18 protein-coding genes are annotated in these 22,730 nt (G+C 62.7%); 4 read left to right on the top strand and 14 right to left on the bottom strand.

The window, feature by feature from the left end; all coding sequences use genetic code 11:
- Positions 1–413: 413 nt before the first annotated feature.
- Positions 414–3,911 (top strand): DNA polymerase III subunit alpha, encoded by a 3,498-nt coding sequence (dnaE, locus tag V7S54_RS18970; RefSeq protein ID WP_065374603.1) that lies wholly within the window; start codon positions 414–416, stop codon positions 3,909–3,911.
- 108 nt (positions 3,912–4,019) lie between these two features.
- Here dnaE and V7S54_RS18975 read toward each other — a convergent pair whose 3' ends face one another.
- The gene (locus V7S54_RS18975) at positions 4,020–5,249 is read right to left on the bottom strand and encodes a L,D-transpeptidase family protein (protein ID WP_065374604.1); all 1,230 of its coding nucleotides are present in this window, start codon (positions 5,247–5,249) and stop codon (positions 4,020–4,022) included.
- A gap of 113 nt (positions 5,250–5,362) precedes the next feature.
- On the bottom strand, positions 5,363–6,655 hold the full coding sequence (locus tag V7S54_RS18980; RefSeq protein WP_336408672.1) for a DNA polymerase IV: 1,293 nt from the start codon (positions 6,653–6,655) through the stop codon (positions 5,363–5,365).
- 66 nt (positions 6,656–6,721) lie between these two features.
- Here V7S54_RS18980 and V7S54_RS18985 point away from each other — a divergent pair, with 66 nt between their 5' ends.
- A complete protein-coding gene (locus V7S54_RS18985) occupies positions 6,722–7,306 on the top strand; it encodes a GNAT family N-acetyltransferase (RefSeq protein ID WP_065374606.1) in 585 nt (194 codons plus the stop codon).
- Positions 7,307–7,323: 17 nt separating this feature from the next.
- Here V7S54_RS18985 and V7S54_RS18990 read toward each other — a convergent pair whose 3' ends face one another.
- Both V7S54_RS18990 and V7S54_RS18995 read right to left on the bottom strand, forming a co-directional pair.
- Positions 7,324–7,971, bottom strand: a complete 648-nt coding sequence (locus V7S54_RS18990) for a hypothetical protein (RefSeq protein WP_065374607.1) — start codon at positions 7,969–7,971, stop codon at positions 7,324–7,326.
- Positions 7,968–8,237 carry a DUF3572 domain-containing protein gene (locus V7S54_RS18995; protein ID WP_065374608.1) on the bottom strand — a complete coding sequence of 90 codons (270 nt, stop codon included), beginning with the start codon at positions 8,235–8,237 and terminating at the stop codon, positions 7,968–7,970. Before V7S54_RS18995 ends, V7S54_RS18990 begins: the two co-directional genes overlap by 4 nt.
- 156 nt (positions 8,238–8,393) lie before the next feature.
- On the opposite strand from V7S54_RS18995, the gene V7S54_RS19000 reads away from it, so the two are divergent.
- Together V7S54_RS19000 and V7S54_RS19005 are read left to right on the top strand one after the other, a co-directional pair.
- The gene (locus tag V7S54_RS19000) at positions 8,394–8,765 is read left to right on the top strand and encodes a response regulator (RefSeq protein ID WP_003537642.1); all 372 of its coding nucleotides are present in this window, start codon (positions 8,394–8,396) and stop codon (positions 8,763–8,765) included.
- Between the two features lie 17 nt (positions 8,766–8,782).
- Positions 8,783–10,150, top strand: a complete 1,368-nt coding sequence (locus tag V7S54_RS19005; RefSeq protein ID WP_065374609.1) for a PleD family two-component system response regulator — start codon at positions 8,783–8,785, stop codon at positions 10,148–10,150.
- A gap of 580 nt (positions 10,151–10,730) precedes the next feature.
- Here the strand turns inward: V7S54_RS19005 and rpmG are convergent.
- From rpmG to V7S54_RS19055, 10 genes are all read right to left on the bottom strand, one after another.
- On the bottom strand, positions 10,731–10,898 hold the full coding sequence (gene rpmG / locus V7S54_RS19010; RefSeq protein ID WP_034795357.1) for a 50S ribosomal protein L33: 168 nt from the start codon (positions 10,896–10,898) through the stop codon (positions 10,731–10,733).
- Positions 10,899–10,991: 93 nt separating this feature from the next.
- Entirely contained in the window at positions 10,992–12,176 is a 1,185-nt protein-coding gene (locus V7S54_RS19015) for an MFS transporter (RefSeq protein WP_065374610.1), read from the bottom strand.
- A gap of 13 nt (positions 12,177–12,189) precedes the next feature.
- On the bottom strand, positions 12,190–12,894 hold the full coding sequence (locus V7S54_RS19020) for an NUDIX hydrolase (RefSeq protein WP_065374611.1): 705 nt from the start codon (positions 12,892–12,894) through the stop codon (positions 12,190–12,192).
- Positions 12,891–13,346 (bottom strand): DUF983 domain-containing protein, encoded by a 456-nt coding sequence (locus V7S54_RS19025; protein WP_065374612.1) that lies wholly within the window; start codon positions 13,344–13,346, stop codon positions 12,891–12,893. Before V7S54_RS19025 ends, V7S54_RS19020 begins: the two co-directional genes overlap by 4 nt.
- 26 nt (positions 13,347–13,372) lie before the next feature.
- Positions 13,373–15,745, bottom strand: coding sequence for a ribonuclease R (rnr, locus tag V7S54_RS19030; protein WP_065374613.1), 2,373 nt, complete (start codon positions 15,743–15,745; stop codon positions 13,373–13,375).
- A gap of 2 nt (positions 15,746–15,747) precedes the next feature.
- Positions 15,748–18,414 (bottom strand): type I DNA topoisomerase, encoded by a 2,667-nt coding sequence (gene topA / locus V7S54_RS19035; protein WP_065374614.1) that lies wholly within the window; start codon positions 18,412–18,414, stop codon positions 15,748–15,750.
- 230 nt (positions 18,415–18,644) lie between these two features.
- A complete protein-coding gene (dprA, locus tag V7S54_RS19040; protein ID WP_065374615.1) occupies positions 18,645–19,793 on the bottom strand; it encodes a DNA-processing protein DprA in 1,149 nt (382 codons plus the stop codon).
- On the bottom strand, positions 19,793–20,404 hold the full coding sequence (gene plsY, locus V7S54_RS19045) for a glycerol-3-phosphate 1-O-acyltransferase PlsY (protein WP_065374616.1): 612 nt from the start codon (positions 20,402–20,404) through the stop codon (positions 19,793–19,795). The genes dprA and plsY overlap by 1 nt, the downstream gene beginning before the upstream one ends.
- Before the next feature lie 30 nt (positions 20,405–20,434).
- Positions 20,435–21,727, bottom strand: a complete 1,293-nt coding sequence (locus V7S54_RS19050) for a dihydroorotase (RefSeq protein ID WP_065374617.1) — start codon at positions 21,725–21,727, stop codon at positions 20,435–20,437.
- Positions 21,724–22,665, bottom strand: coding sequence for an aspartate carbamoyltransferase catalytic subunit (locus V7S54_RS19055; protein ID WP_065374618.1), 942 nt, complete (start codon positions 22,663–22,665; stop codon positions 21,724–21,726). Before V7S54_RS19055 ends, V7S54_RS19050 begins: the two co-directional genes overlap by 4 nt.
- Positions 22,666–22,730: the final 65 nt, after the last annotated feature.

Below are 22,730 nucleotides of genomic sequence, written 5' to 3' on the forward strand. Positions count from 1 at the left end.
CGGAACGCTCCGCTTGGTTGTTCTTCTTGATATGCGGGCGCGGCGCTTTCCTCAAGCGGCTTCCTCACCAGTTAACCTGCTTTCGACTGCCGTGTTAACCATCGTGAACAGAACGTCTGTGCTCGGCTTGACGAGTGAACAAAAATAGAACAAAGTGAAAACATAACGGAAAAGGAGCCATGTTATGACTGATTTTGTTCGTGACCTCGCCGCCTTCGCTTCGATGAGCCTGTTCATCGCAAGCATCTCTTTCATCGCGCTCGGCCTCTGAGGAGCGTCGATATTTCCTCTCAAGCACTTCCCGAAATTCGCCCCCTGGACTGAATAAGGGGGACGGCGTGTCAGGTGAAACTGGACATGTCGGGTGATAAACGGGATATCCTGCCGAACGGACAGGAATCAGGGTGCGAATAATGGCAGACGACGGCAAAGCAGCATCGAGCGAGGCGCTTGGTTCGGACCCGCAGTTTGTGCATCTGCGCGTCCACTCGGCCTTCTCCCTGCTCGAAGGCGCGCTGCCGCTGAAGAAGGTCATCGGCAAGGCGGTTGCCGATAATCAGCCGGCGATCGGGATCGCCGACACCAACAATCTCTTTGCCGCGCTCGAGTTTTCGCAGAAAGCAGCCGACGACGGACTGCAACCGATTACCGGCTGCCAGCTTTCCATCGACATGGAAGACGAGGCGGATGGCGAACGGCGCGGCCACGTGCAACATCTCGCGAAGCTGCCCGCGATCGTCCTGATCGCCGCGACCGATGATGGTTACACCCGGCTCGTGGATCTGGTGAGCCGTGCCTATCTCAGCGGCGAGGGCAGCCAGGCGACTCGGATCACGCGCTCCTGGCTTGCCGAAAACGGTACGGACGGATTGATCGCGCTGACCGGTGCGTCGGGCGGCCCGGTGGACCTGGCCCTGAAGGCGGGCTCGACGGCACTGGCCGAAGCGCGTCTCGAGGCGCTGCATGATCTCTTCGGCGACCGGCTCTATATCGAGCTGCAGCGGCACGGCGGATTTGACCGCCGCCATGAGAGCCGGATTATCGACCTTGCATACAAGTTCGACATTCCGCTGGTTGCCACCAACGAAGCGTTCTTTCCGTCGCCGTCCGATTACGATGCCCACGACGCCCTGATGGCCGTGGCGCACAACGCCATGGTCTCGGATGACAGCCGTTTCCGCCTGACGCCCGATCATTATTTGAAGAGCCGCAAGGAAATGGCGGCACTCTTTGCCGATCTGCCCGAGGCGCTGGAAAACACCCTCGAGGTCGCCCGGCGCTGCTCCTTCATGCTGAAGACCCGTGGACCGATCCTGCCGCGCTTTACCGGCGCCACTGCAGATCCGGAGGAGGCCGAGCGCGCCGAGGCGGACGAACTGCGTCGCCAGGCGGAGGAGGGCCTCGAAGACCGTCTCGCCAGGCTTGGCATGGCGCCCGGCTATAGCGAAGAGGAGTATCGCGAGCGCCTGGCCTTCGAACTCAGCGTTATCGAGCGCATGAAGTTCCCCGGCTACTTCCTGATCGTTGCCGACTTCATCAAATGGGCGAAGCAGCACGATATTCCCGTTGGGCCGGGCCGTGGTTCGGGTGCAGGGTCGCTCGTTGCCTATGCGCTGACGATCACCGACGTCGATCCGATGCGCTTCTCGCTGCTGTTCGAGCGCTTCCTCAATCCTGAGCGCGTCTCGATGCCCGACTTCGATATCGACTTCTGCCAGGACCGGCGCGAAGAGGTGATCCGCTACGTGCAGCGCAAGTATGGTCGCGAGCAGGTGGCGCAGATCATTACCTTCGGTTCGCTGCAGGCGCGCGCCGCACTGCGCGACGTCGGCCGCGTGCTCGAAATGCCCTACGGCCAGGTCGACAAGATCTGCAAGCTCGTGCCGAACAACCCGGCCAATCCGACGCCGCTCTCCAAGGCGATCGAGGAGGAGCCGCGCCTTCAGGAGGAGGCCGAGAAGGAGCCGGTGGTCGCGCGGCTTCTCGATATCGCCCAGAAGATCGAAGGCCTCTATCGCCACGCCTCGACCCACGCCGCCGGTATCGTGATCGGCGACCGTCCGCTGTCTCAGCTCGTGCCGATGTATCGCGATCCGCGCTCCGACATGCCGGTCACCCAGTTCAACATGAAATGGGTGGAGCAGGCGGGCCTCGTCAAGTTCGACTTCCTCGGCCTGAAGACCCTGACCGTATTGAAGGTCGCGGTCGATTTCGTGAAGCAGCGCGGCATCGAGGTTGATCTGGCGAGCATCCCGCTCGACGACCCGAAGACCTATGAGATGCTCTCGCGCGGCGAAACGGTTGGCGTGTTCCAGGTGGAAAGCGCCGGCATGCGCAAGGCGCTGATCGGCATGCGGCCGGACTGCATCGAGGATATCATCGCGCTGGTGGCGCTCTATCGCCCGGGCCCGATGGAGAACATCCCGGTCTACAATGCTCGCAAACATGGCGAGGAAGAGGTCGAATCGATCCATCCGAAGATCGACCATCTGCTCAAGGAAACGCAGGGCGTTATCGTCTACCAGGAGCAGGTGATGCAGATCGCCCAGGTGCTCTCGGGCTACTCGCTCGGCGAGGCCGATCTTCTGCGGCGCGCCATGGGTAAGAAGATCAAGGAGGAGATGGACAAGCAGCGCGCCCGCTTCGTCGACGGCGCCGTGAAGAACGAGGTGTCGAAGCCGCAGGCGGACCTGATCTTCGACCTGCTCGCCAAGTTCGCCAATTACGGCTTCAACAAGTCGCACGCAGCGGCTTACGCCATCGTCTCCTACCAGACCGCCTATATGAAGGCGCACTATCCGGTGGAGTTCCTGGCGGCGTCGATGACGCTCGACATGTCCAACACGGAAAAGGTCAACGACTTCCGCCAGGACGCAAAGCGCCTGGGCATCGAGGTGATTGCACCGTCGGTGCAGTCCTCATTCCGACATTTCCAGACGGGCGAAAACCGCATCTATTATTCGCTTGCCGCAATCAAGGGCGTGGGCGAATCCGCGGTTGAGCATATCGTCGAGGTGCGCGGCGACCGGACGTTCGCGAGCCTTGAGGACTTCTGCCTCAGGATCGACCCCAAGCTTCTCAATCGTCGCGTCTTCGAAAGCCTGATCGCTGCCGGCGCGTTCGAATGCTTCGGCTATGACCGTGCGGAACTGGTCGGCGGGCTCGACCGCATCCTCGGCTTCGCCCAGCGTGCGCAGGAGAACAAGACGAGCGGCCAGAGCGATATGTTCGGGGCAGGGGCGGCAACCGGGCCGGAGCGTATCGCGCTCCCGACCTATACGCCTTGGCTCGCTTCGGAGAAGCTGCACCGCGAATTCCAGGTGCTGGGTTTCTACCTCTCCGCCCACCCGCTCGACACCTACAATGCGTTGCTCGCCAAGATGCGTGTGCAGACCTTCGGCGATTTCGCCGGCGCGGTGAAGAAGGGGGCAACCGCCGGCCGGCTTGCGGGCACGGTGACCTCGAAGCAGGAGCGCAAGACGCGCACCGGCAACAAGATGGGAATCGTCGCCTTCTCGGACTCCTCGGGCCAATTCGAGGCCGTGCTGTTCTCCGAAATGCTGCACCAGTATCGCGACCTCTTGGAGCCGGGCAAATCACTGGTGATGACGGTTGCCGCCGAGGAGCGGCCGGAAGGCATCGGGCTGCGCATCCAGACCCTGCGCTCGCTCGAGGAAGAATCGCTGCAACTTCAGAAGGCGCTGCGCGTCTATGTGCGCGATTCCGGCCCACTGAAATCGATCGCCTCGCACCTCAACACCAGGGGCGACGGCCTCGTCTCCTTCGTCGTCATCAAGGACAATGGTCAGCGCGAGATCGAGGTGGAACTGAGCGAGAAGTTCCGGATCTCGCCGGAGATCGCTGCGGCGCTGCGCTCGGCGCCGGGCGTGGTCGACGTCGAGTTGGTTTGATCGGCGGATTTCTCCGTTTCGTTCGAAGCGAAGAAATCACACCGATCACCTTGAGGGTGGGCAGCTGGGACAGAAAGCGCACATGTGCTTTCCTGCGGTTGCTCGGGATCAGTCACCGGGACGCGATCGGGTGACGGTGATGAAATCGGTGCCCTGGCCGGTTTCCAGCCCGCTTTCCGTGTCGGCGATCGAGAGCGAAGAGCCCTCGGCCAGCAGTCCTTCAACCCGCTTGCGAACGTCGTCGGATATCGTCATTCGCGCCAGCGTGCGCTGTATGCCGTTATAAGCGAAGGGATCGGCCTCCATGGAAATGCCGAGCCGCTTCTTCATCGAGGCGGGCAGGTGGTTTTCAAGTGAAACGCCGAACCATTTGCCTTCGGCGCCTTCTTCTTCATTGTGCCGGAACTGGAGGAAATGCGTCCCAAGGGCCTCTTCCGGTTTGTCGATGGTGAGGCCGGCTTCGAAAAGCGGCTTGAAACCTTGCCGCACGAGGATCTTGCCGTTCTGCGGCGGCGTTCGGCCGGCCTTGCGCAGGAGCCTGTCGGTCAGTTCCGGCGTCAGCTTGCCATCACTCTCGAGACCTTCGCCCGTCTGGAAGGCGCGGAGCGCCGCAATGGTTGCCGTGCCCGCATGGCCGTCGATCGAGCCGGGCGCGTATCCGAGGAATTCCAACGAGGTTTGAACCTCGCGCATGGTGTCGCGTGCGTCGCTGCGCGTGATCAGGATGCGGATCGGTTCTTCCATCGATCTGGACGTGCCGGCACCGCCGGTCGGCTCTCTCATCGCCACTTCCACCGGCGTATCTCCGGCCTGGCTGATCGCCGGTCTGAGCGGAACGTCGGAAAGCGGCGGTTGGATATCTACCGGAACCGGACGGAAGAGGAGGGCGCTTTTAACCTCTACGGGCGATATCTGCCGGTCCGAGATCAGCACATGCACGCCGCGCTCGGTCATCTTGTAGAGCGAGGCGGCGAAAGCACTCGGCAGGCGCACGCAGCCATGCGACGCGGGGTAGTCGGGCACGTGGTTGGAGCCGTGCAGTGCAATACCCGACCAGGTGAGCCGCTGCATGAACGGCATCGGCGCGTTCGAATAGATGTTGGACTTATGATGGCGTCGCTTTTCCAGGATAGAGAAGATTCCGGTCGGCGTCGCATGGCCGGCCTTGCCGGTCGACACCGGTGACGTCGCAATCACGGCGTCGCCGTCATAGACGACGAGCGATTGCTGGTCTTTAGAGACGATGATTTGCAGCGGCCCGCGACTGCCTGCAAAGCCGGTGGCCGGCGACAAAAGCAGAGCGACGAAGCTGGCGGTGAGAGCGAAACGCGATACCATACACTCAACCCAACACGTGACTTGGCGAACGAGCCTAGCCGGCAATCTTTAAGGAATTCATCCAGTCCGTGTGTCGGCCACATCAAGGTTGCGTGATCGCCGTGTATCTACGTTCAGTGATCGCGTTTGCGGGTACCGAAGGTATAGCCGGTCTCGACGCTCTCCTTGCCGAACTTGTCGCGCAGCTTGTTCATGGCGTCTTCGGCCGCTGCCCGGCGGGTTGCCGCCGGATCGACAAGGTCCGGAGGGTCGGCCAGATCCGGGGCGGAGAGATCGCTGACGCCAATCCCGATCAGGCGATACTTCGTGCCATCCGCCTCTTTCTCCAAAAGCTGAAGCCCGGTGCGGAAAATGCGGTCGGCAAGCCGGGTGGGGCTGTCGAGCCGCCGGTTGCGGGTGCGAAGCTTGAAGTCGGTGGTTTTGAGCTTCAGAACGACGGTCTGACCCGCGAGTTCGGACTTTCGCAGCCGGTGGGCCACCTGCTCGCTCAGGCGCCTAAGGTGTGTGACCAGGTCGTCGTAGCGTGCGATGTCGTCATTGAACGTCGTCTCCGCGGAAACGCTCTTCGCCTCGCCGTCGATTTCGACCGCCCTCTCGTCGAGCCCGCGCGACAGGCGATAGAGCCGCTGCCCCATGGTGCCATAGCGGCGCATCAGGTCGGCTTCCTCCATGGTCTGCAATTGCCCGATCGTGCGCACGCCATCGCGTTCCAGGGTGGCGGCGAAGGCCTTGCCGACGCCCCAGATCAGCGTGACCGGTTTTTCCCTCAGGAACTCCAGCGCCTCGGCCTGACCGATGACGGAAAAGCCGCGCGGCTTTTGCAGATCGGAAGCCACCTTGGCGAGGAACTTGCAGTAGGAGAGGCCAACCGAAACGGTGATGCCGATCTCCTGCTCGACACGGCGGGCGAAGCGCGCGAGCGTGCGCGCCGGCGGATCGTGATGCAGTCGCTCGGTGCCTTTGAGCTCAAGAAAAGCTTCGTCGATCGACAGTGGCTGCACCAGCGGCGTCAACTCCTGCATCAGCGTCCGCACCTCGCGGCCGACGCGCGCATATTTCTCCATGTTGGGTTTGATGACCACGGCCTGCGGGCAGGCCTCCAGCGCCTTGAACATCGGCATTGCCGAGCGCACGCCGTGAATGCGGGCGATGTAGCAGGCCGTAGACACCACGCCACGCTTGCCGCCGCCGATGATCACCGGCTTGTCGGCAAGCTCCGGATCATCGCGTTTCTCGATCGACGCATAGAAGGCGTCACAATCGATATGCGCCAAGGTGAGATCGTAGAGCTCGCTATGGCGCAGCAGGCGCGGACTGCCGCAGGCCGTGCAGCGCCGCGCGCTAGCGGCCTGTTCCTTGAGGCAGTCGCGGCAGAAGCCTGGAGATTGAGCAGTGCTGTCGAGCATATCAGGAACAAATATTGAACATCGCGACCTTACGCTCTACGCTAGTGAGTCTCAAGGGAGGCTCTGTTGGAAATCACACTCCAGTTCTCACCTGTCACGGCGGATAGTTGGGCGGATTTCGAGCAGCTTTTTGGGCCGAACGGTGCCTATGGCGGTTGCTGGTGCACCGCGTTGCGCCTGCCGCATTCCGTTCGAACGGCAATGCCGGCAAGGGAGCGCAAGGCCTTTATCAAGGCTCGTATCGATACCGCGCCGTCGCCCGGTATCCTCGGCTATTTCGAGGGAACGCCGGTGGCCTGGGTTCAGGTTGGTCCGCGCCAGGATGTTCCGCAGTTCAATTCGCCGCGCACGGTCGCGCGACCGCTGGAGGACCGCGAGGCGACCGATCCGACGATCTGGGCGCTGAGCTGTCTGTTCATGCAGTCGAAGCTACGGGGCAGGGGCTTGAGCCATCAACTCGTGCGCGCCGCGATCGACCACGCCAGGGCGGGCGGCGCGCACTATCTCGATGCTTGTCCGATCGATCGTGCCAAACAGTCCAAGTCAGTCGCCATTTGGGTCGGCGCGACGACGGTCTTCGAGGCTGCAGGATTCGACATCGTGGCGCGCCGCAAGGATGGTAGACCGCTGATGCGATTGGATTTGCACTGATGGGAACCGGCGCTGAACTAGCCCTCGAAATGCGCGCGAATGGTCGCCGCCGCTTCTGGCCAGTCGGCCACAGCGCGGATGCCGGCGTCCGGCTTTGGTGCAAACGCGCGAAACTCCGCGTTAACCATCAGGTTGATCAGCAGGCAGGACGGCGCGTGATGCTGGACCGACTGCAGGTTGCGAAGAATATCATCCACGAAGACCAGCGGGACCGGGCGTCCGCCGTGCAAATTTTGGACGATCGGTCCCTTCGGTTCCTCGGAGGCAAGCAGCGGGTAGGGAAGGCCAAGCCGGTCGAGCAAGGCACGGCGGACCGCGGCGTGATGCGGTGGCATAGCCGTGAGGAAAACGATGTCCGCATCCTTCGACAGCGCGGCCAAGGTCTCGACCACCTGTGCAGCCGGCGTCTGCCAGCGATCCTGCGTCCCGTAGAAGGAATCGAGCAGGGCTTTGACCTCCGCCTCCGTCAGCGGTTGTTCGTTCGCGCGATCTACAATGTTGCCGGTCAGGCGGAACGACCGGGGCAGCAGAACGTGGCCGCAGCTATCGAGAAAGGCTTTGAACGGATTGATGAATTCGAGCACGACCTCATCGATGTCGCTGACGATCAGCGGGCGCTCTCGAAGCTGGATGCGGTCGTCTATAGACGTGCCTGGCACGCTCAATCCTCAAAACCCGAATGGCCCGAAAGTGCCGCATGGGCGCGCACGACATCTTCCGGTGCCGTGCCGGTCGCCTGGCAGAATGCCATCAGCGTCGGCTCGTGGTCCATGAGAAAGGCAATGAGGCCGCCCATGAAACCGGGTTCGGCGATGGCATTGCGCAACGCCGTGGGATCCGTGCCCGTCAGTGCCAGGAAACGGGACAGAAGCTCAGGCTCGCCGGCGAGCCAGGCAAGGATGTCGATGGCGATTTCTTCGGCGCTCTTCAATGCTTCGTCCCCGTATGGTTTTTACGCGCGGAGTTACCTATTTTTCAACCAAATAGGCCTATCTCTGAAGTTGAGGAAATGGGTCGAGTCGTCGGTTCTGCAAGTTAAATGTCCTGAGGATACTTGCAAGACGACGATGGACAGCAAGGGATCGACATGCCCAAACAGGTAATGATTGTTGAGGACAACGAGCTGAACATGAAGCTGTTCCGCGACCTGATTGAGGCTTCCGGCTACGCCACGATCCAGACGCGCAACGGCATGGAGGCGCTCGAGCTCGCGCGCAAGCACCGGCCCGATCTCATTCTCATGGACATCCAGTTGCCGGAAGTATCCGGTCTGGAAGTGACGAAATGGCTGAAGGAAGACGACGAATTGCACGTCATTCCGGTCATTGCGGTCACCGCATTTGCGATGAAGGGCGACGAGGAACGGATCCGCCAGGGTGGATGCGAAGCCTATGTTTCCAAGCCGATTTCCGTACCGAAGTTCATAGAAACGATCAAAACCTACCTGGGCGATGCCTGAGCGGCGGGAAAATTGATATGACTGCGCGTATTCTTGTCGTTGATGATGTTCCAGCCAATGTGAAGTTGCTCGAGGCCCGGCTGCTCGCCGAGTATTTCGACGTACTGACGGCCAATGACGGCTATTCGGCGCTGGCGCTTTGCGAGAAGACGCCCATTGATCTCGTGCTTCTCGACATCATGATGCCCGGCCTCGACGGCTTCGAGGTCTGCGAACGTCTGAAGGCCAATCCGCGCACGGCGCATATTCCGGTCGTCATGGTGACGGCGCTCGACCAGCCGTCGGATCGCGTGCGCGGCCTGAAGGCCGGCGCCGACGACTTCCTGACCAAGCCCGTCAACGATCTTCAGCTAATGTCGCGCGTGAAGAGCCTGGTACGGTTGAAGAATGTCAGCGACGAATTGCGCCTGCGCGCCCAGACTGCGCAGACCATCGGCCTCGAAGACCCCGGCCGTGCGGACCGTCCGGACGAGCCGGGCAATGTTCTGCTCGTCGACGGCCGTGGCTCTTCGCAGGAGCGGCTGCAGCGCGCGCTCAAGCCGATCGCCGATGTCTCGGTGATTTCCGATCCGCAGGCTGCGCTCTTCGAAGCGGCCGAGAACAATTTCGACCTGGTCATCGTCAACGCGAATTTCGACGATTACGATCCGCTGCGCCTTTGCTCGCAGTTGCGCTCGCTGGAGCGCACCCGTTTCATCCCGATCCTCTTGATCGCGGAGCAGGGCAGCGACGAGATGGTGGTGCGTGCGCTCGATCTCGGCGTGACGGACTATCTGATGCGGCCGGTCGATCCCAATGAGCTGATTGCCCGCTCGATGACCCAGATCCGGCGCAAGCATTGCAATGACAGGCTGCGCTCGAGCGTACAGCAGACCATCGAACTTGCCGTCACCGATGGCCTGACCGGCTTGCACAACCGCCGCTATTTCGACACCCACCTGAAACTGCTGATGGATCGGGCTGCGGCGCGCGGCCGGCCGCTCTCCATCTGCATGACCGACATCGACCGTTTCAAACAGGTCAACGATACCTACGGCCATGATGCCGGTGACGAAGTGCTGCGGGAGTTCGCCAACCGCATTCGCACCACCGTACGCGGCGCCGATCTTGCCTGCCGTTTCGGCGGAGAGGAATTCGTCGTCGTGATGCCGGATACGTCGGCTGAAATGGCGGCGGGTGTCGCCGAGCGCTTGCGCATGATTATCGAAAGCCTGCCGTTCCCGGTTCCGCAGGCGGATGGCGTTTTGAAGGTAACGGCGTCGATGGGAATAGCGACGCTCAGGCCGGGTGCTGACACGGCCGAAGCTCTGCTGAAGCGCGCGGATACGGCGCTCTACCAAGCCAAGCACGAGGGCCGCAACCGAGTGGTGGCGGCGGCCGCCTGAGCGTTTGTCCGTCCAATCCGGGCGCTCCGCGACCCAGTGATTTTCTTGGGTCACCTCTTGCGGGTCGCATTTAAAGTTGTATTCTCGCCACAGCTGATGCTACCGGGGAGTTTGGGTAGCCGCGGCGCCCATGCGCGTGCCTGTCTTACTCTGATACAGAATTAACCATGCGCTTAGCGGCACCGCTTCGCGCATTAAGAATTCGTTGATTTTTTTCCATTTTCAGGTGATGCTGATGAACAAGTAGGCATCGCCTACCAACATTTTGCTTACCCCATGATGCTCAGGTCCGCCGCATCTCCTGGGTCGTGGGGTCGGTCGGTTGGCTTTTGACGTCAGCGGAATCCTCGTGCCGCAGTCAGACGCCAGCCGGCCCCCTTTTCCGAAGCGCCGTCCCATCTTGGGGCGGCGTTTTTGCTTTCTCGGTGCCGGGCGAGGGGGCGCCGAGTCGGCATGTCTTTCGAGCATCCTTTGACCTCACCGGGCCAGTGGTGCCTTGCGCGCCGTTTCCCGGACGTCCAAAAGGAAAGGGCGCCTGACCTTGTGGTCGGCGCCCTGAATTCCCGAGAAACGGTCGATCTTACTTGATCTTGGTTTCCTTGAACTCGACGTGCTTCTTGACGACCGGGTCGTACTTGGTCTTCGTCATCTTTTCCGTCATCGTACGGCTGTTCTTGGTCGTGACGTAGAAGAAACCCGTGTCGGCTGTCGAAAGCAGCTTGATCTTGATGGTGGTGGCTTTTGCCATGGTCGTCCTGCCTTTGTAACAATGAAAGCCGTGGACAACCGGTTGCGGGCCACGGGCAAGGTTGGCGCGAAACTACAAATCGCGGCCGAAAAGTCAAGGCCGTTTTGGTTTCAAAACGATCCTGACCACCGAAAGCGCGACATAGAGGCCGAAAAACCCGGCGATCGCCCAGGCAAAGCCATTGTTGCCGGTGGCATCCATTGCCGCACCGATGGCCTGCGGCCCCGCAACCGTGCCGACGGCATAGGAGAACACGAAAGCGGCGTTGGCGGCGGCAAGATCGGCGCCCTGCAGCCGCGAGCCAAGGTGGCTGAGACCGACCGTGTAGAGCCCGGAGACACAGCCGCCCCAGAACAGCAATACGATCGCCATCAGGAACCAGCTTTCGACCAGAAGCGGCAGGAACAGCGCGCCAACAAGGCCGATAACAGTCATGGCCGAGAGCAGGGTGCGCCGGTCTTTGACGCGGTCGGACAACATGCCGACCGGGATCTGGAAGATGAAATTTCCGACCCCCATGACCGTCAGCAGGAGGGCCGCCTGCGATTCGCTGAAACCGGCTCTCGTTCCGAAGATGAGGAACAGCGAAAGACCGCCTGATTCGACCGCGCCGAAGATGAACACGGCGGCGGTTGCGGTGGGCACGAGGAAGACGTAGCGCAGGAAATGCCGCTCCGGCTTCTCGTCGATGACGGGGCTTTCGTCGCGGGCGAGGAAGATCGGCACCGAGGCAAGCAGGATGACGCCGGCGCCAACCATGAAAGGCAGGATGCCTTCACTGCCGAGGATTGAAAACAACAGCGGCCCGGTCAGGAAGCCCAGCGACAGGAACGTGCCATAGATGCCGAGCACGAAGCCACGCTTTGCCGGCGGCGCCGTGGCGTTGATCCAGAACTCGGAGAGAATGAAGAGGACGGTGATCGCCCCATGGAAAACGATCCGCAGCGGGAACCAGAGCCAGAAGTTGGTTATGTAGTAAAAGCCGAGCGAACTCGTTGCTGCGATCAGCACGGCCCACAGCATTGTCGGCGCGACGCCGTGTCTATGAGCGAACTTGGTCGTGAACGGGGCGGCAACCATCGATGCCAGGCCAGCCATGGCGGAGTTCAAGCCGATCAGCGTCGAGGAGATCCCCCGCTTCTCCATGATGATCGACAGGAGCGGCAGACCAAGGCCAATTGCGATGCCGACCGCACTGATGGCGGCAACGGCCGCTATCAGCGACCGCCAGTGAATTTCCTCAACCGGTGCAACTGTACCGGGCGACGGCTGTGACATGCGACGAGGGTCCTTAGAGCAACGTGCGGACGAGGCGCCCACGGCGCGCGGCATAAAGTGGCACCGCTCGTTCACAGGGGAGCGACGGATCGATGTCGAGACTGCTTCTGAGGTCCGCAAGTATGATGGCGGTGATGTCCGGTATCCGCAGAGACGGAGAATCGTTCACATCGATCCACTGCAAATCCTGAAGCTCCCGGCTGTCCAGGAAGCGTGTCGGATCGATCTCGGCCTCGTCCGCAAACAATGCGAAGAAGCGCGTATCGAACCGCCGCGCGTGGCCCGGAGGAGTAATGGCCCGAGCCATATAGCGCAACTTTGCAAGATCGGGAAGAAATGGAACCGCTGCGGTGGCCGAAGCAGACGGTTGACCGACGGCGATGCCGGCCTCTTCGTAAAGTTCGCGCAGCGCGGCAAGGGCGAGCGCGCGTGCGCGTGCATCCGTCAACTCGCGCGTGCCGGCCGCTTTCAGCGCATGCAGGACGGAAGGGTGCAGGTCGGAGCCGAAGCCGATGCGGTGATCGCCGGCATCGCGCCGCCCACCGGGGAAGACATAGAGATCCGGCATGAAGACATGTGCGCTGTGCCGTTTACCCATCAGGACGCGCACGCACCCCCCTTGGCGGTCAAGCAGCATGACGGAGGCCGCATCGCGTGGCCTGACGGCAGCGGAACGCTGGCGCTCGACCTCGCCGCCCGGGCTCCGCGCAGACGTCATGTCCTGTCGTCTCGCGGCGGCAGGACATCTTCCGGTGCATCTTCGTGACCGCCGAAACCGTGCATCCTGAGCGCCCATTGCAGGCCGATGACGGCACCCTTGACCGGCTGCAGCAGCGCCAGCGAACTGATCACGGTGATCGGTGCCCAGATCGCCAGATGCTGCCACGTTGTCAACGGCAGGATGAGATCGGTCATCATGTAGCCCGCCAGCACGACGTGGCCGACGATCGTCACGACGATATAGGGCGGGAAGTCATCGGCGCGGTGATGGTCCATGCGCTCGCCGCAGGCGGCGCAGGCATCGACGGACTTGACGTAGCTGCGAAACAGCTTGCCGCTGCCACAGGCCGGGCAACGGCCGAGAAAACCGCGCTTCATAGAAAGGCCAACGGAGCGCTTGTCGCTTTCGCTACTGCCCAGTTGAAGTGTTTCGCCTGCCGCCGCTTTCATGCCTATTCCTCTGCCTTACGGGAATTCTAACGCCTGCCTCGCGGCGGCCGCGTTCCCGGCGTCTTACGTGCTCCGGTGCGATCGCGCCGGCCGGACTTGTGGAAGGAGCGCGTTGCCGTCGGCATCTTGCGCCCCTCGCTTTGCATCTCGAACCTGAGCGCACCCGCAAGCGGCACAGCTTCAACGAGCTTGACGCGCACGGGATCGCCGAGGCGATAGCCAAGCCCGGTCTTTTCGCCGGAAAGCGCCTGGTGCGCCTCATCGTAGATGAAGTAGTCGCGTCCGAGCGTAGATATCGGAACGAAGCCATCGGCGCCATAGGCGGGCAGGGTGACAAAGAGTCCCGCCTTGGTGACGCCCGAAACACGGCCTTCGAACTCCTCGCCGACGCGGCCATTCAGATGGTGCGCGATTAGCCGGTCGACGGTGTCGCGCTCCGCCGCCATGGCGCGACGCTCGAAGGTCGAGATCTCGGCGGCGATATCGTCGAGCACGCCCTCTTCCTGCGGCGTCAGTCCGCCTTCGCCGAGACCGAGCGAGGCAACCAGCGCCCGATGCACGATCAGGTCGGCATAGCGTCGGATCGGCGAGGTGAAATGCGCGTACTTCAAGAGGTTCAGACCGAAGTGCCCGATGTTCTCGGGGCTGTAGATCGCCTGGCTCTGCGACCGCAGCACCATCTCGTTGACCATCGTCTCGAAGGGTTTTCCCTCGGCCTTGGCGAGAACGCCGTTGAAATGGTTCGAGCGCATGTTGCCGCCCTTGACGAGCGAGATGTCGAGCGTCGCCAGGAACTCGCGCAGGCTTTCCTGCTTGGCGAGCGACGGCTGGTCGTGCACGCGGTAGATCAGCACCTGGCGCTTCTGCTCCAGCGTCTCGGCGGCCGCGACGTTTGCCTGGATCATCATCTCCTCGATCAGCTTGTGGGCATCGAGGCGTTCGGGAACGAAGACACGGTCGACCGTGCCGTCGGGCTTCAGGATGATCTTGCGCTCGGGCATGTTGAGCTCGAGCGGCTGGCGCCGGTCGCGCCCGCGCGTCAGGATGCGATAGGCCTCCCAGAGCGGCTTCAGGATCGTGTCGAGGATCGGCCCGGTCTTGTCGTCCGGGTTGCCGTCGATCGCTGCCTGCGCCTGCTGGTAGGAGAGCTTCGCAGCACTCTTCATCATGATGCGGTGGAAGGTGTGGCCGGCCTTGCGGCCCTCCTTGGAAAAGCGCATGCGCACGGCAAGCGCCGGGCGGTCGACGCCTTCCTTCAGCGAGCAGAGGTCGTTCGAAATCTGTTCGGGCAGCATCGGCACCACCCGGTCGGGGAAGTAGACCGAGTTGCCGCGCTTCAACGCTTCCAGGTCCAGCGCCGATTTCGGCCGGACATAATAGGAAACGTCGGCGATCGCGACCGTGACGATGACGCCGCCTGGATTGTCCTCGGACGGGTCGGGTTCGGCGTAAACCGCATCGTCGTGATCCTTGGCATCGGCCGGGTCGATGGTGATCAGCGGCAGCGTGCGCCAATCCTCGCGATGCGCCATCGTGGCGGGACCGGCGGCGTTCGCCTCGTCGATAACCCGCTCCGGGAAGATGTGGGGGATGCCATGCGCGTGGATGGCAATCATCGAGATTGCCTTCTCCGAGGCCACGGAGCCGATGACGTTTTGGACCTGGGCACGTGGCAGACCGTAGCGACCGAGACGCGAGAGCTGCACTTCGACCAGATCGCCGTCCTGCGCATTGCCGGTGAACTCCGGATCAACGAGCACTTCGTCGCCGCGCTTCTCGATCGGCATCAGCCGGCCGCCGCCGCCTGGCGTGGCGCGGAAGACGCCGAGCACGGCGTCCTTGCGCTTGTCGAGAACCTTGATGATGCGCGCCGTATAGGCAGGACCGCCACGCTCCTTTGCGGGGAAGATCTTCGCGAGCACCCGATCGCCGAGACCGCCGACCGGTATCTTGCCCTTGGCCTTGCCGACTGCCGACTGCTTGATCAGCACCGCCGGCGCGACGCCGTCATCGTCCAGCCACTCGGCGGGACGGCCGATCAATTCGCCGTCGACATCACGGATGGTGATGTCGAGCACGGTCACAGGGGGCAGGGCGCCGGGACGTACCAGCGACTTGCGCTTCTTTTCGACGAAGCCGTCCACTTCCAGCGACTTCAGCAGCGCCTTGAGCTCGACACGGGTATCGCCCTTCAGCCCGAAGGCCTTGGCGATCTCGCGCTTGGAGGCGCGGTCCGGGTTTTCGGCAATGAAACGCATCAGCACGTCACGCGGAGGAACCGCACCGTGGATGATGGGCTCGCTTGCCGGAGCCGGTCCTCCCTTGGCCGCGCGAGCAGGCTTCTTGCCCAGGCTTCTCTTGCCGGACTGTTCGGTCGGATCGCGCGGTATTCTGGTCAAAATCAGCCCTTCTTGGCCTTCGTGGCCGTCTTGGATTTGCTTTTTGCGGGCGCCTTGGCCTTGGTCGTCTTGGCTGCACCGTCCTCGGACTTCGCCGCCGCCTTGGTCGTCTTGGCCTTCGCGGCCTTGCCCTTGGTCGTTCCGCCCTTGGCGGCACGCTCGGAAATCAGCTGAAGCGCCTCCTCGACGGTCACCGACTGCGGATCCTTGCCCTTGGGCAGGGTAGCGTTGACCTTACCCCAGTTGACATAGGGACCGTAGCGCCCGTCGCGCACGGTGATTGCGCCGCCTTCCGGATGGTCGCCGAGTTCCTTGAGCGATGCGGCAGCGGTGCGACCGCGGCCGGCACCGGCCTTCGATTGCTTGTCGGCGAGAACCGACACGGCGCGATTGAGGCCGATCGAGAAGACGTCCTCGATCGATTCAAGGTTGGCGTAGGTCCCGTCGTGCAGCACGAACGGTCCGTAGCGGCCAAGGCCGGTCGAGATCATCTTGCCGCTCTCGGGGTGCGCGCCGATATCGCGCGGCAGCGAAAGCAGCGCGACCGCCTTCTCATGGTCGATCGTCGACGGTGTCCAGCCCTTCGGCAAGCTCGAGCGCTTCGCTTCCTTGCCGTCGCCGCGCTGGACATAGGGGCCGAAACGGCCGCTGCGCAGCGTGATTTCCTCGCCGGTGTGCGGGTCCTTACCGAGCGCCTGCGGTTCATTGGAGACCGCCGCTTCCTGGTCGCCGTTGCTGTCGGAGGAAAGCTGGCGGGTGAAGTTGCACTCCGGATAGTTCGAGCAACCGACGAAGGCGCCATACTTGCCGAGCTTCAACGACAGCTTGCCGGTGCCGCAGACCTGGCAGATGCGTGGATCACCGCCGTCATCGCGCTTCGGGAAGACCAGCGGCGCCAGTTCCTCGTTCAGCGCATCGAGCACGTTGGTAACGCGCAGCTCCTTGGTTTCTTCGATCTGCGCGAAGAAATCCTTCCAGAAGTCGCGAAGAACATCCTTCCAGTTGACCTCGCCGGCGGAGACCTGGTCGAGCTTTTCTTCGAGAGACGCGGTGAAGTCGTAGCCGACATAGCGCGTGAAGAAGCTTTCCAGGAACGCCGTCACCAGACGGCCTTTGGCCTGGGGGATGAGCTTGCGCTTGTCGTTGGTGATGTAGTCGCGGTCAAGCAGGGTCGTGACCGTCGCAGCGTAGGTGGACGGGCGGCCGATGCCGAGCTCTTCCATCTTCTTGATCAGGCTCGCTTCCGAATAGCGCGGCGGCGGTTCGGTGAAGTGCTGCGAGGCGTTGATCTTCTGCTTGGCGAGGTTCTCGCGCGCGTTGATCTCCGGCAGGCGGCCATCCTCGTCGCCGTCGTCAGTCTGCTCGCCGTCTTCCTTGGCATCCGTATAGGCGGCGATGAAGCCGTCGAAGCGGATGACCGAGCCGACGGCGCGCAGGCCGGCCTTCTGGCCGCCGTTGTCGGCAGTGATTTCCGCGGTCGTGCGTTCGATCTCGGCGGACGCCATCTGGCTGGCGATGCCGCGCTTCCAGACGAGGTCGTAGAGCCGCAGCATGTCGCCGTCGAGGAAGCGGCGGACCTGGTCGGGCGTCCGGTTGAAGTCGGTCGGGCGGATGGCTTCGTGCGCTTCCTGGGCGTTCTTCGCCTTGGTCGAATAGAAACGCGGCTTTTCCGGGAGATAACGGTCGCCGAACTGGCTGGCGATCGCCTTGCGCGAGGCCTCGATCGCTTCCGGCGCCATCTGCACGCCGTCGGTACGCATATAGGTGATCAGACCGACTGTCTCTCCACCGATGTCGACGCCTTCATAAAGCTTCTGCGCGACCTGCATGGTGCGCGAAGCGGAGAAGCCGAGCTTGGAGGACGCAGCCTGCTGCAGCGTCGAGGTGGTGAAAGGTGGCGAGGGGTTACGCTTGACCGGTTTCGCCTCGATGCTGTCCACGACATAGGCGGCACCGTCGAGCAAGGTCTTCAGCCGGTTGGCCTCTTCGCCGTTGCCGACAGCCCTCGGCGCGAGGCGTTTGCCATCGGCCGAAACGAGGCGGGCCTCGAATTCGTCGCCGCGCGGGGTCTTCAGCAGCGCCGAGATGTTCCAGTATTCCTCGGAGATGAAGCGCTCGATCTCGGATTCGCGGTCGCAGACAAGGCGCAGCGTAACGGACTGCACGCGGCCGGCCGAGCGGGCGCCCGGCAGCTTGCGCCAGAGTACCGGCGAGAGGTTGAAGCCGACGAGATAGTCGAGTGCGCGGCGTGCCAGATAGGCGTCGACCAGTGCGATGTCGATGTCGCGCGGGTGGGCGATCGCCTCGAGAACCGCCTTCTTGGTGATGGCGTTGAAGGCGACGCGCTTCACCGGCTTGTCGCCGAGCACCTTCTTCTTCTTCAGAAGATCGAGCACGTGCCAGGAAATCGCTTCGCCTTCGCGATCCGGGTCGGTTGCCAGAATGAGGCCGTCGGAGGCTTTCACCGCATCGGCGATATCCTTCATGCGCTTGGCCGAAGCGCCATCGACCTCCCAGGACATTTCGAAGTCTTCATCCGGACGGACCGAGCCGTCCTTCGCCGGCAGATCGCGCACATGGCCAAACGAAGCCAGCACCTTGTAGCCAGGCCCGAGGTACTTGTTGATCGTCTTTGCCTTGGAAGGCGACTCCACCACTACAACATTCATCGTCATTTTCTGAGACAACCGGTTCTGGTTCGGGCGTCAGCGCTGTCAGCGCCGTGTGTCGCCTTGTATCGATGCCCCGAAATGGACAGGGATTCGTGCGGGGTCAAGAGGGTTCACCCAAAATAACGATGAGAGGAGGTGATGCAACTCATGCAAGATTGCATCGTATCTGCAATCTGGAATGGGTGTTGGTTGCTTCCTCACGGCCGCGGGGTCGCCATCGAAGGCGTTCATTCGCTTGTCGTGAGAGACACGAGCCCGCCGGCGTGGCGCTCGAGCCGCCCGGCGAGATCGAGTTCCAGGAGAAGAAGGTAGACCTGCGCTGGCGAAAGCTCGGTGTGCCTGACGATGTCGTCGGTTTCGACCGGCGTCGGGCCAAGCGCATTGATGATGGCCGCACGGTCGTTGTCGCTGGTCGCGGCAGGGGTGCTCGATTGCGCATGCCCCTCCGGTTCCCTGACACTTGGCAAGCGTAGCTCGAATTGGCTGAGCGGCGCCAGTGCCTCAAGGACATCGTCCGGTGACGTCGTGACGATCGCGCCCTGTTTCAAAAGGTCGTTCGTGCCATGGCACCGGGGATCGAGTGGGGATCCTGGAACCGCAAAGACCAGCCGGCCGAAATCGGCGGCATAACGGGCGGTGATCAACGAGCCGGAGCGATTGGCCGCCTCGACGACGGTCACGCCGAGGCTGACGCCGGCAATCAGGCGGTTGCGCCGGGGGAAATCGCGGGCGCGTGGCTCCCAGCCAAAGGGCATCTCGCTGATTGCCAGACCCCGGCCCGACGTGATCTCGTCAAGCAAGCCGATGTTTTCGGGCGGGTAGGGCCGATCCAAGCCGCCGGCAAGTGCGGCGATCGTGCCGCTTTCGAGGCTTGCGCGATGGGCGGCGGTATCGATACCGCGCGCGAGACCCGACGTGACGACATAGCCTGCGCGACCGGCATCACGGGCAATCATCGCCGCGAACTTGGCGCCGCTGACCGACGCGTTGCGCGAGCCGACGATGCCGAGCGACGGGCGGGTTGCAGCTTTGAGATCGCCCTTCATGGCGAGGAGAGGGGGAGCGCCGTCGATCTGCCGAAGCGCTGAAGGATAACCTAGCTCGCCGATGCCGACAAAGACCGCGCCGCAACGTCGCGCCGCTTCCAGCTCCCGTTCGGCCTCGCTTACCGTTGCCACGCGATAGGCCTGTTTGGTCCCTCCGCGCCGGGATAGTTCTGGAAGCGCGTCGAGAGCATTTTCTGCGGTGCCGAAATGGTTGATCAGGTCCCTGAAGGCGATGGGGCCGACATTGTCGCTGCGGATCAGCCGCAGCCAGGATATTTTCTGTCGTTCAGTCAGCGCCACCCCGGTTCGTCCTGCGCTGTCCTCAGACATTATCCCTTGTCTCCGATCTTGCTTTCCGTGCCGGCGATCAGCCGTTGAATATTGGCGCGGTGCTTCACCCAGCTAATGATGGTCATCACTGCGAAGAGCAGGGCGACTTTTCCGTTCCCTACCGCGTAAAGTAGTACCGGGATGATAGCCGTTGCAACCAGGGCGGACAATGAGGAGTAACGGCTGATTTTCGCCATGGCGAGCCAGATCACCGCAAAGGCAAGCACCATGACGGGAGCGAGGCCGAGCAGGACGCCGATATAGGTGGCAACGCCCTTGCCGCCCTTGAAACCGAGCCAGACCGGATAGAGGTGGCCGATGAAGGCGGCGAAGCCTGCGGCGATCCCCGCTTCCACGCCCCAGTAGGAGGCGATGAAGGCCGCGGCGGTGCCCTTCAGGGCATCCAGAAGCAATGTTGCTGCCGCAAGTTTCCTGTTGCCGGTTCTCAGCACATTGGTTGCGCCGATATTGCCCGAGCCGATCTTTCGCACGTCGCCCAGCCCGGCCATGCGGGTCAGGATCAGTCCGAATGGGATCGAGCCGAGCAGATAGCCGAAGCCCAGGCTCAACAACGTCAAGGGCAGCCCAAGCTGCCAAGAAAATAGATCCACCGGTTCCCCTCCCGCGCGACCGCTTTGGGCTTATGCGGAATGCACAAGCTTGCCGGCAACATAGGTTTGCACAACCCGGCCGGTAAAGCGTGCATTTTCAAACGGCGTGTTCTTGGAGCGCGAGACGATCGCTTCCTTGTAGAGCACCCACGGCTCGTCGAGGTCGAGGACCGCGATATCGGCCTTGGCGCCCGGCTTCAGCGTACCGGCGTTGAGACCGAAGATCGCCGCCGGGCGGGTCGACATGGCGTCGATCAGGCGCATCAGCGGAACCTGGCCGCTGTGGTACAGGCGAAGAGCGGCCGCTGCCAGCGTTTCAAGGCCGATCGCACCGTCGGCGGCGTCGGCAAACGGCAGGCGTTTGGTGTCGACGTCCTGCGGATCATGCGAGGAGACGATGATGTCGATCGTGCCATCGGCCAATGCCTCGGCCATGGCGACCCGGTCGTCTTCGCTGCGAAGCGGCGGCGAAAGCTTGAAGAAGGTGCGGTACTCGCCGATGTCGTTTTCGTTGAGCGCCAGATTGTTGATCGAGATGCCGCAGGTGACGTTGGCGCCGCGCTGGCGCGCGGTGCGGATGGCCTCAGCCGATTCGGGAACCGAGATTTGGGCGGCGTGGTAGGCAGCCTTCGTCAGGCCGGCGATGCGCAGGTCGCGCTCGAGCGGGATGATCTCCGATTCGCGCGGGATCCCGGCAAGGCCGAGCCAGCTTGCGAGCAGGCCCTCGTGCATGACGCCGTTCGCGCCGAGATACTTGTCGCGGGTCTCAAGGGAAATGACGGCGCCGAATTCGCGCGCATAGGTCATGGCCCGGCGCAGAACCAGCGTGTCGTGGATCGACCGCCGGCCATTGGTAAAGCACACGGCGCCGGCTTCGCGCAGCAGGCCGAATTCGGTCATCTCTTCCCCGGCCAGCCCCTTAGTGAGGGCGGCTGCAGGGTGGACATTGACGAGCGCCTTGTCGTGTGCGGTCTTTTTTACGTATTCGACGAGCGCAATATCGTCGATGACGGGATCGGTATCCGGCATGGCGATGAAGGTGGTGACACCGCCGGCAGCCGCTGCCCGCGACGCCGACTCGAAGGTCTCGCGGTGTTCGCTGCCCGGCTCGCCGACGAATACGCGGGCATCGACGAGGCCGGGAACGGCGGTCAGGCCATCGCAGTCCTTGACGAAGGCGCCATCGGGCGCGCCCTGGTTCTGTGCATCCGCGCCGGCGGCCAGGATGCGGCCGTCGTTTCCGACGATGACGGTGCCGACCTCATCAAGGTTGCGCGAGGGATCGATGATGCGGAGGTTCTTCAGAACGAGTGGTCTGGTCATAGGCGCGGCCCCTGGTTCTGCGAGAGAAGCAGCGTTTCCATCACCGCCATGCGCACGGCAACGCCCATCTCGACCTGCTGTTCGATCACGCTCTGCGGCCCGTCGGCGATTTCCGAGGCGATCTCGACGCCGCGGTTCATCGGCCCGGGATGCATGACGAGCGCATTGTCCTTGGCCGCCTTCAGCTTCTCCGCATCGAGCCCGTAGTAGTGGAAGTATTCGCGCACCGAAGGCACAAAGGAGCCGGCCATACGCTCGCGCTGGAGGCGCAGCATCATGACGACATCCGCGTCCTTCAGGCCCTCGGCCATCGAGTGGTAGACCTCAACGCCCATGTCGGCGATCCCCGAGGGCAGCAGCGTTGCCGGAGCGACGACGCGGACGCGGGCGCCCATCTGGTTCAGAAGCAGGATATTGGAGCGCGCCACGCGCGAGTGTAGCACGTCGCCGCAGATCGCCACGATGATGCGCGAGAGCTTACCCTTGGCGCGGCGGATCGTCAGCGCGTCCAGCAGCGCCTGCGTCGGATGCTCGTGCTGGCCGTCGCCGGCATTGACGACGGAGCAGGAGACTTTCTGGGCAAGCAGTGCTGCGGCACCGGCCGAGGAATGGCGCACCACCAGTACATCCGGGTGCATGGCGTTCAGCGTCATCGCCGTATCGATCAGCGTTTCGCCCTTTTTCACCGAGGAGTTGCCGACCGACATGTTCATGACGTCGGCGCCAAGCCGCTTGCCGGCGAGCTCGAACGAAGACTGCGTACGGGTCGAAGCTTCGAAGAAGAGGTTGATCTGCGTCAGCCCCCGCAGCGTCGAGGTCTTTTTCTCTCTTTGACGGGAGATTTGGACGGCTTCATCGGCGCGATCGAGCAGATAGGTGATATCCTGCTCCGTGAGCCCCTTGATGCCGAGCAGGTGGCGATGCGGGAAAGTGATCATGGGCCGCCCTTGCGCTCTGGAAATGTGGTCGCTCTATAAGACCTGGTCCCCGGCACGGCAAGGCT

Source organism: Ensifer sp. CCNWLY38, from assembly GCF_037120565.1.
In the GTDB taxonomy this organism is placed as follows: domain Bacteria; phylum Pseudomonadota; class Alphaproteobacteria; order Rhizobiales; family Rhizobiaceae; genus Ensifer; species Ensifer adhaerens_H.

Coding starts and splice junctions, on each gene's coding strand:
- dnaE (WP_065374603.1), top strand. CDS start 414: ATGGCAGACGACGGCAAAGCAGCATCGAGCGAGGCGCTTGGTTCGGAC.
- V7S54_RS18975 (WP_065374604.1), bottom strand. CDS start 5,249: ATGGTATCGCGTTTCGCTCTCACCGCCAGCTTCGTCGCTCTGCTTTTG.
- V7S54_RS18980 (WP_336408672.1), bottom strand. CDS start 6,655: ATGCTCGACAGCACTGCTCAATCTCCAGGCTTCTGCCGCGACTGCCTC.
- V7S54_RS19000 (WP_003537642.1), top strand. CDS start 8,394: ATGCCCAAACAGGTAATGATTGTTGAGGACAACGAGCTGAACATGAAG.
- V7S54_RS19005 (WP_065374609.1), top strand. CDS start 8,783: ATGACTGCGCGTATTCTTGTCGTTGATGATGTTCCAGCCAATGTGAAG.
- rpmG (WP_034795357.1), bottom strand. CDS start 10,898: ATGGCAAAAGCCACCACCATCAAGATCAAGCTGCTTTCGACAGCCGAC.
- V7S54_RS19015 (WP_065374610.1), bottom strand. CDS start 12,176: ATGTCACAGCCGTCGCCCGGTACAGTTGCACCGGTTGAGGAAATTCAC.
- V7S54_RS19020 (WP_065374611.1), bottom strand. CDS start 12,894: ATGACGTCTGCGCGGAGCCCGGGCGGCGAGGTCGAGCGCCAGCGTTCC.
- V7S54_RS19025 (WP_065374612.1), bottom strand. CDS start 13,346: ATGAAAGCGGCGGCAGGCGAAACACTTCAACTGGGCAGTAGCGAAAGC.
- topA (WP_065374614.1), bottom strand. CDS start 18,414: ATGAATGTTGTAGTGGTGGAGTCGCCTTCCAAGGCAAAGACGATCAAC.
- dprA (WP_065374615.1), bottom strand. CDS start 19,793: ATGTCTGAGGACAGCGCAGGACGAACCGGGGTGGCGCTGACTGAACGA.
- V7S54_RS19050 (WP_065374617.1), bottom strand. CDS start 21,727: ATGACCAGACCACTCGTTCTGAAGAACCTCCGCATCATCGATCCCTCG.
- V7S54_RS19055 (WP_065374618.1), bottom strand. CDS start 22,665: ATGATCACTTTCCCGCATCGCCACCTGCTCGGCATCAAGGGGCTCACG.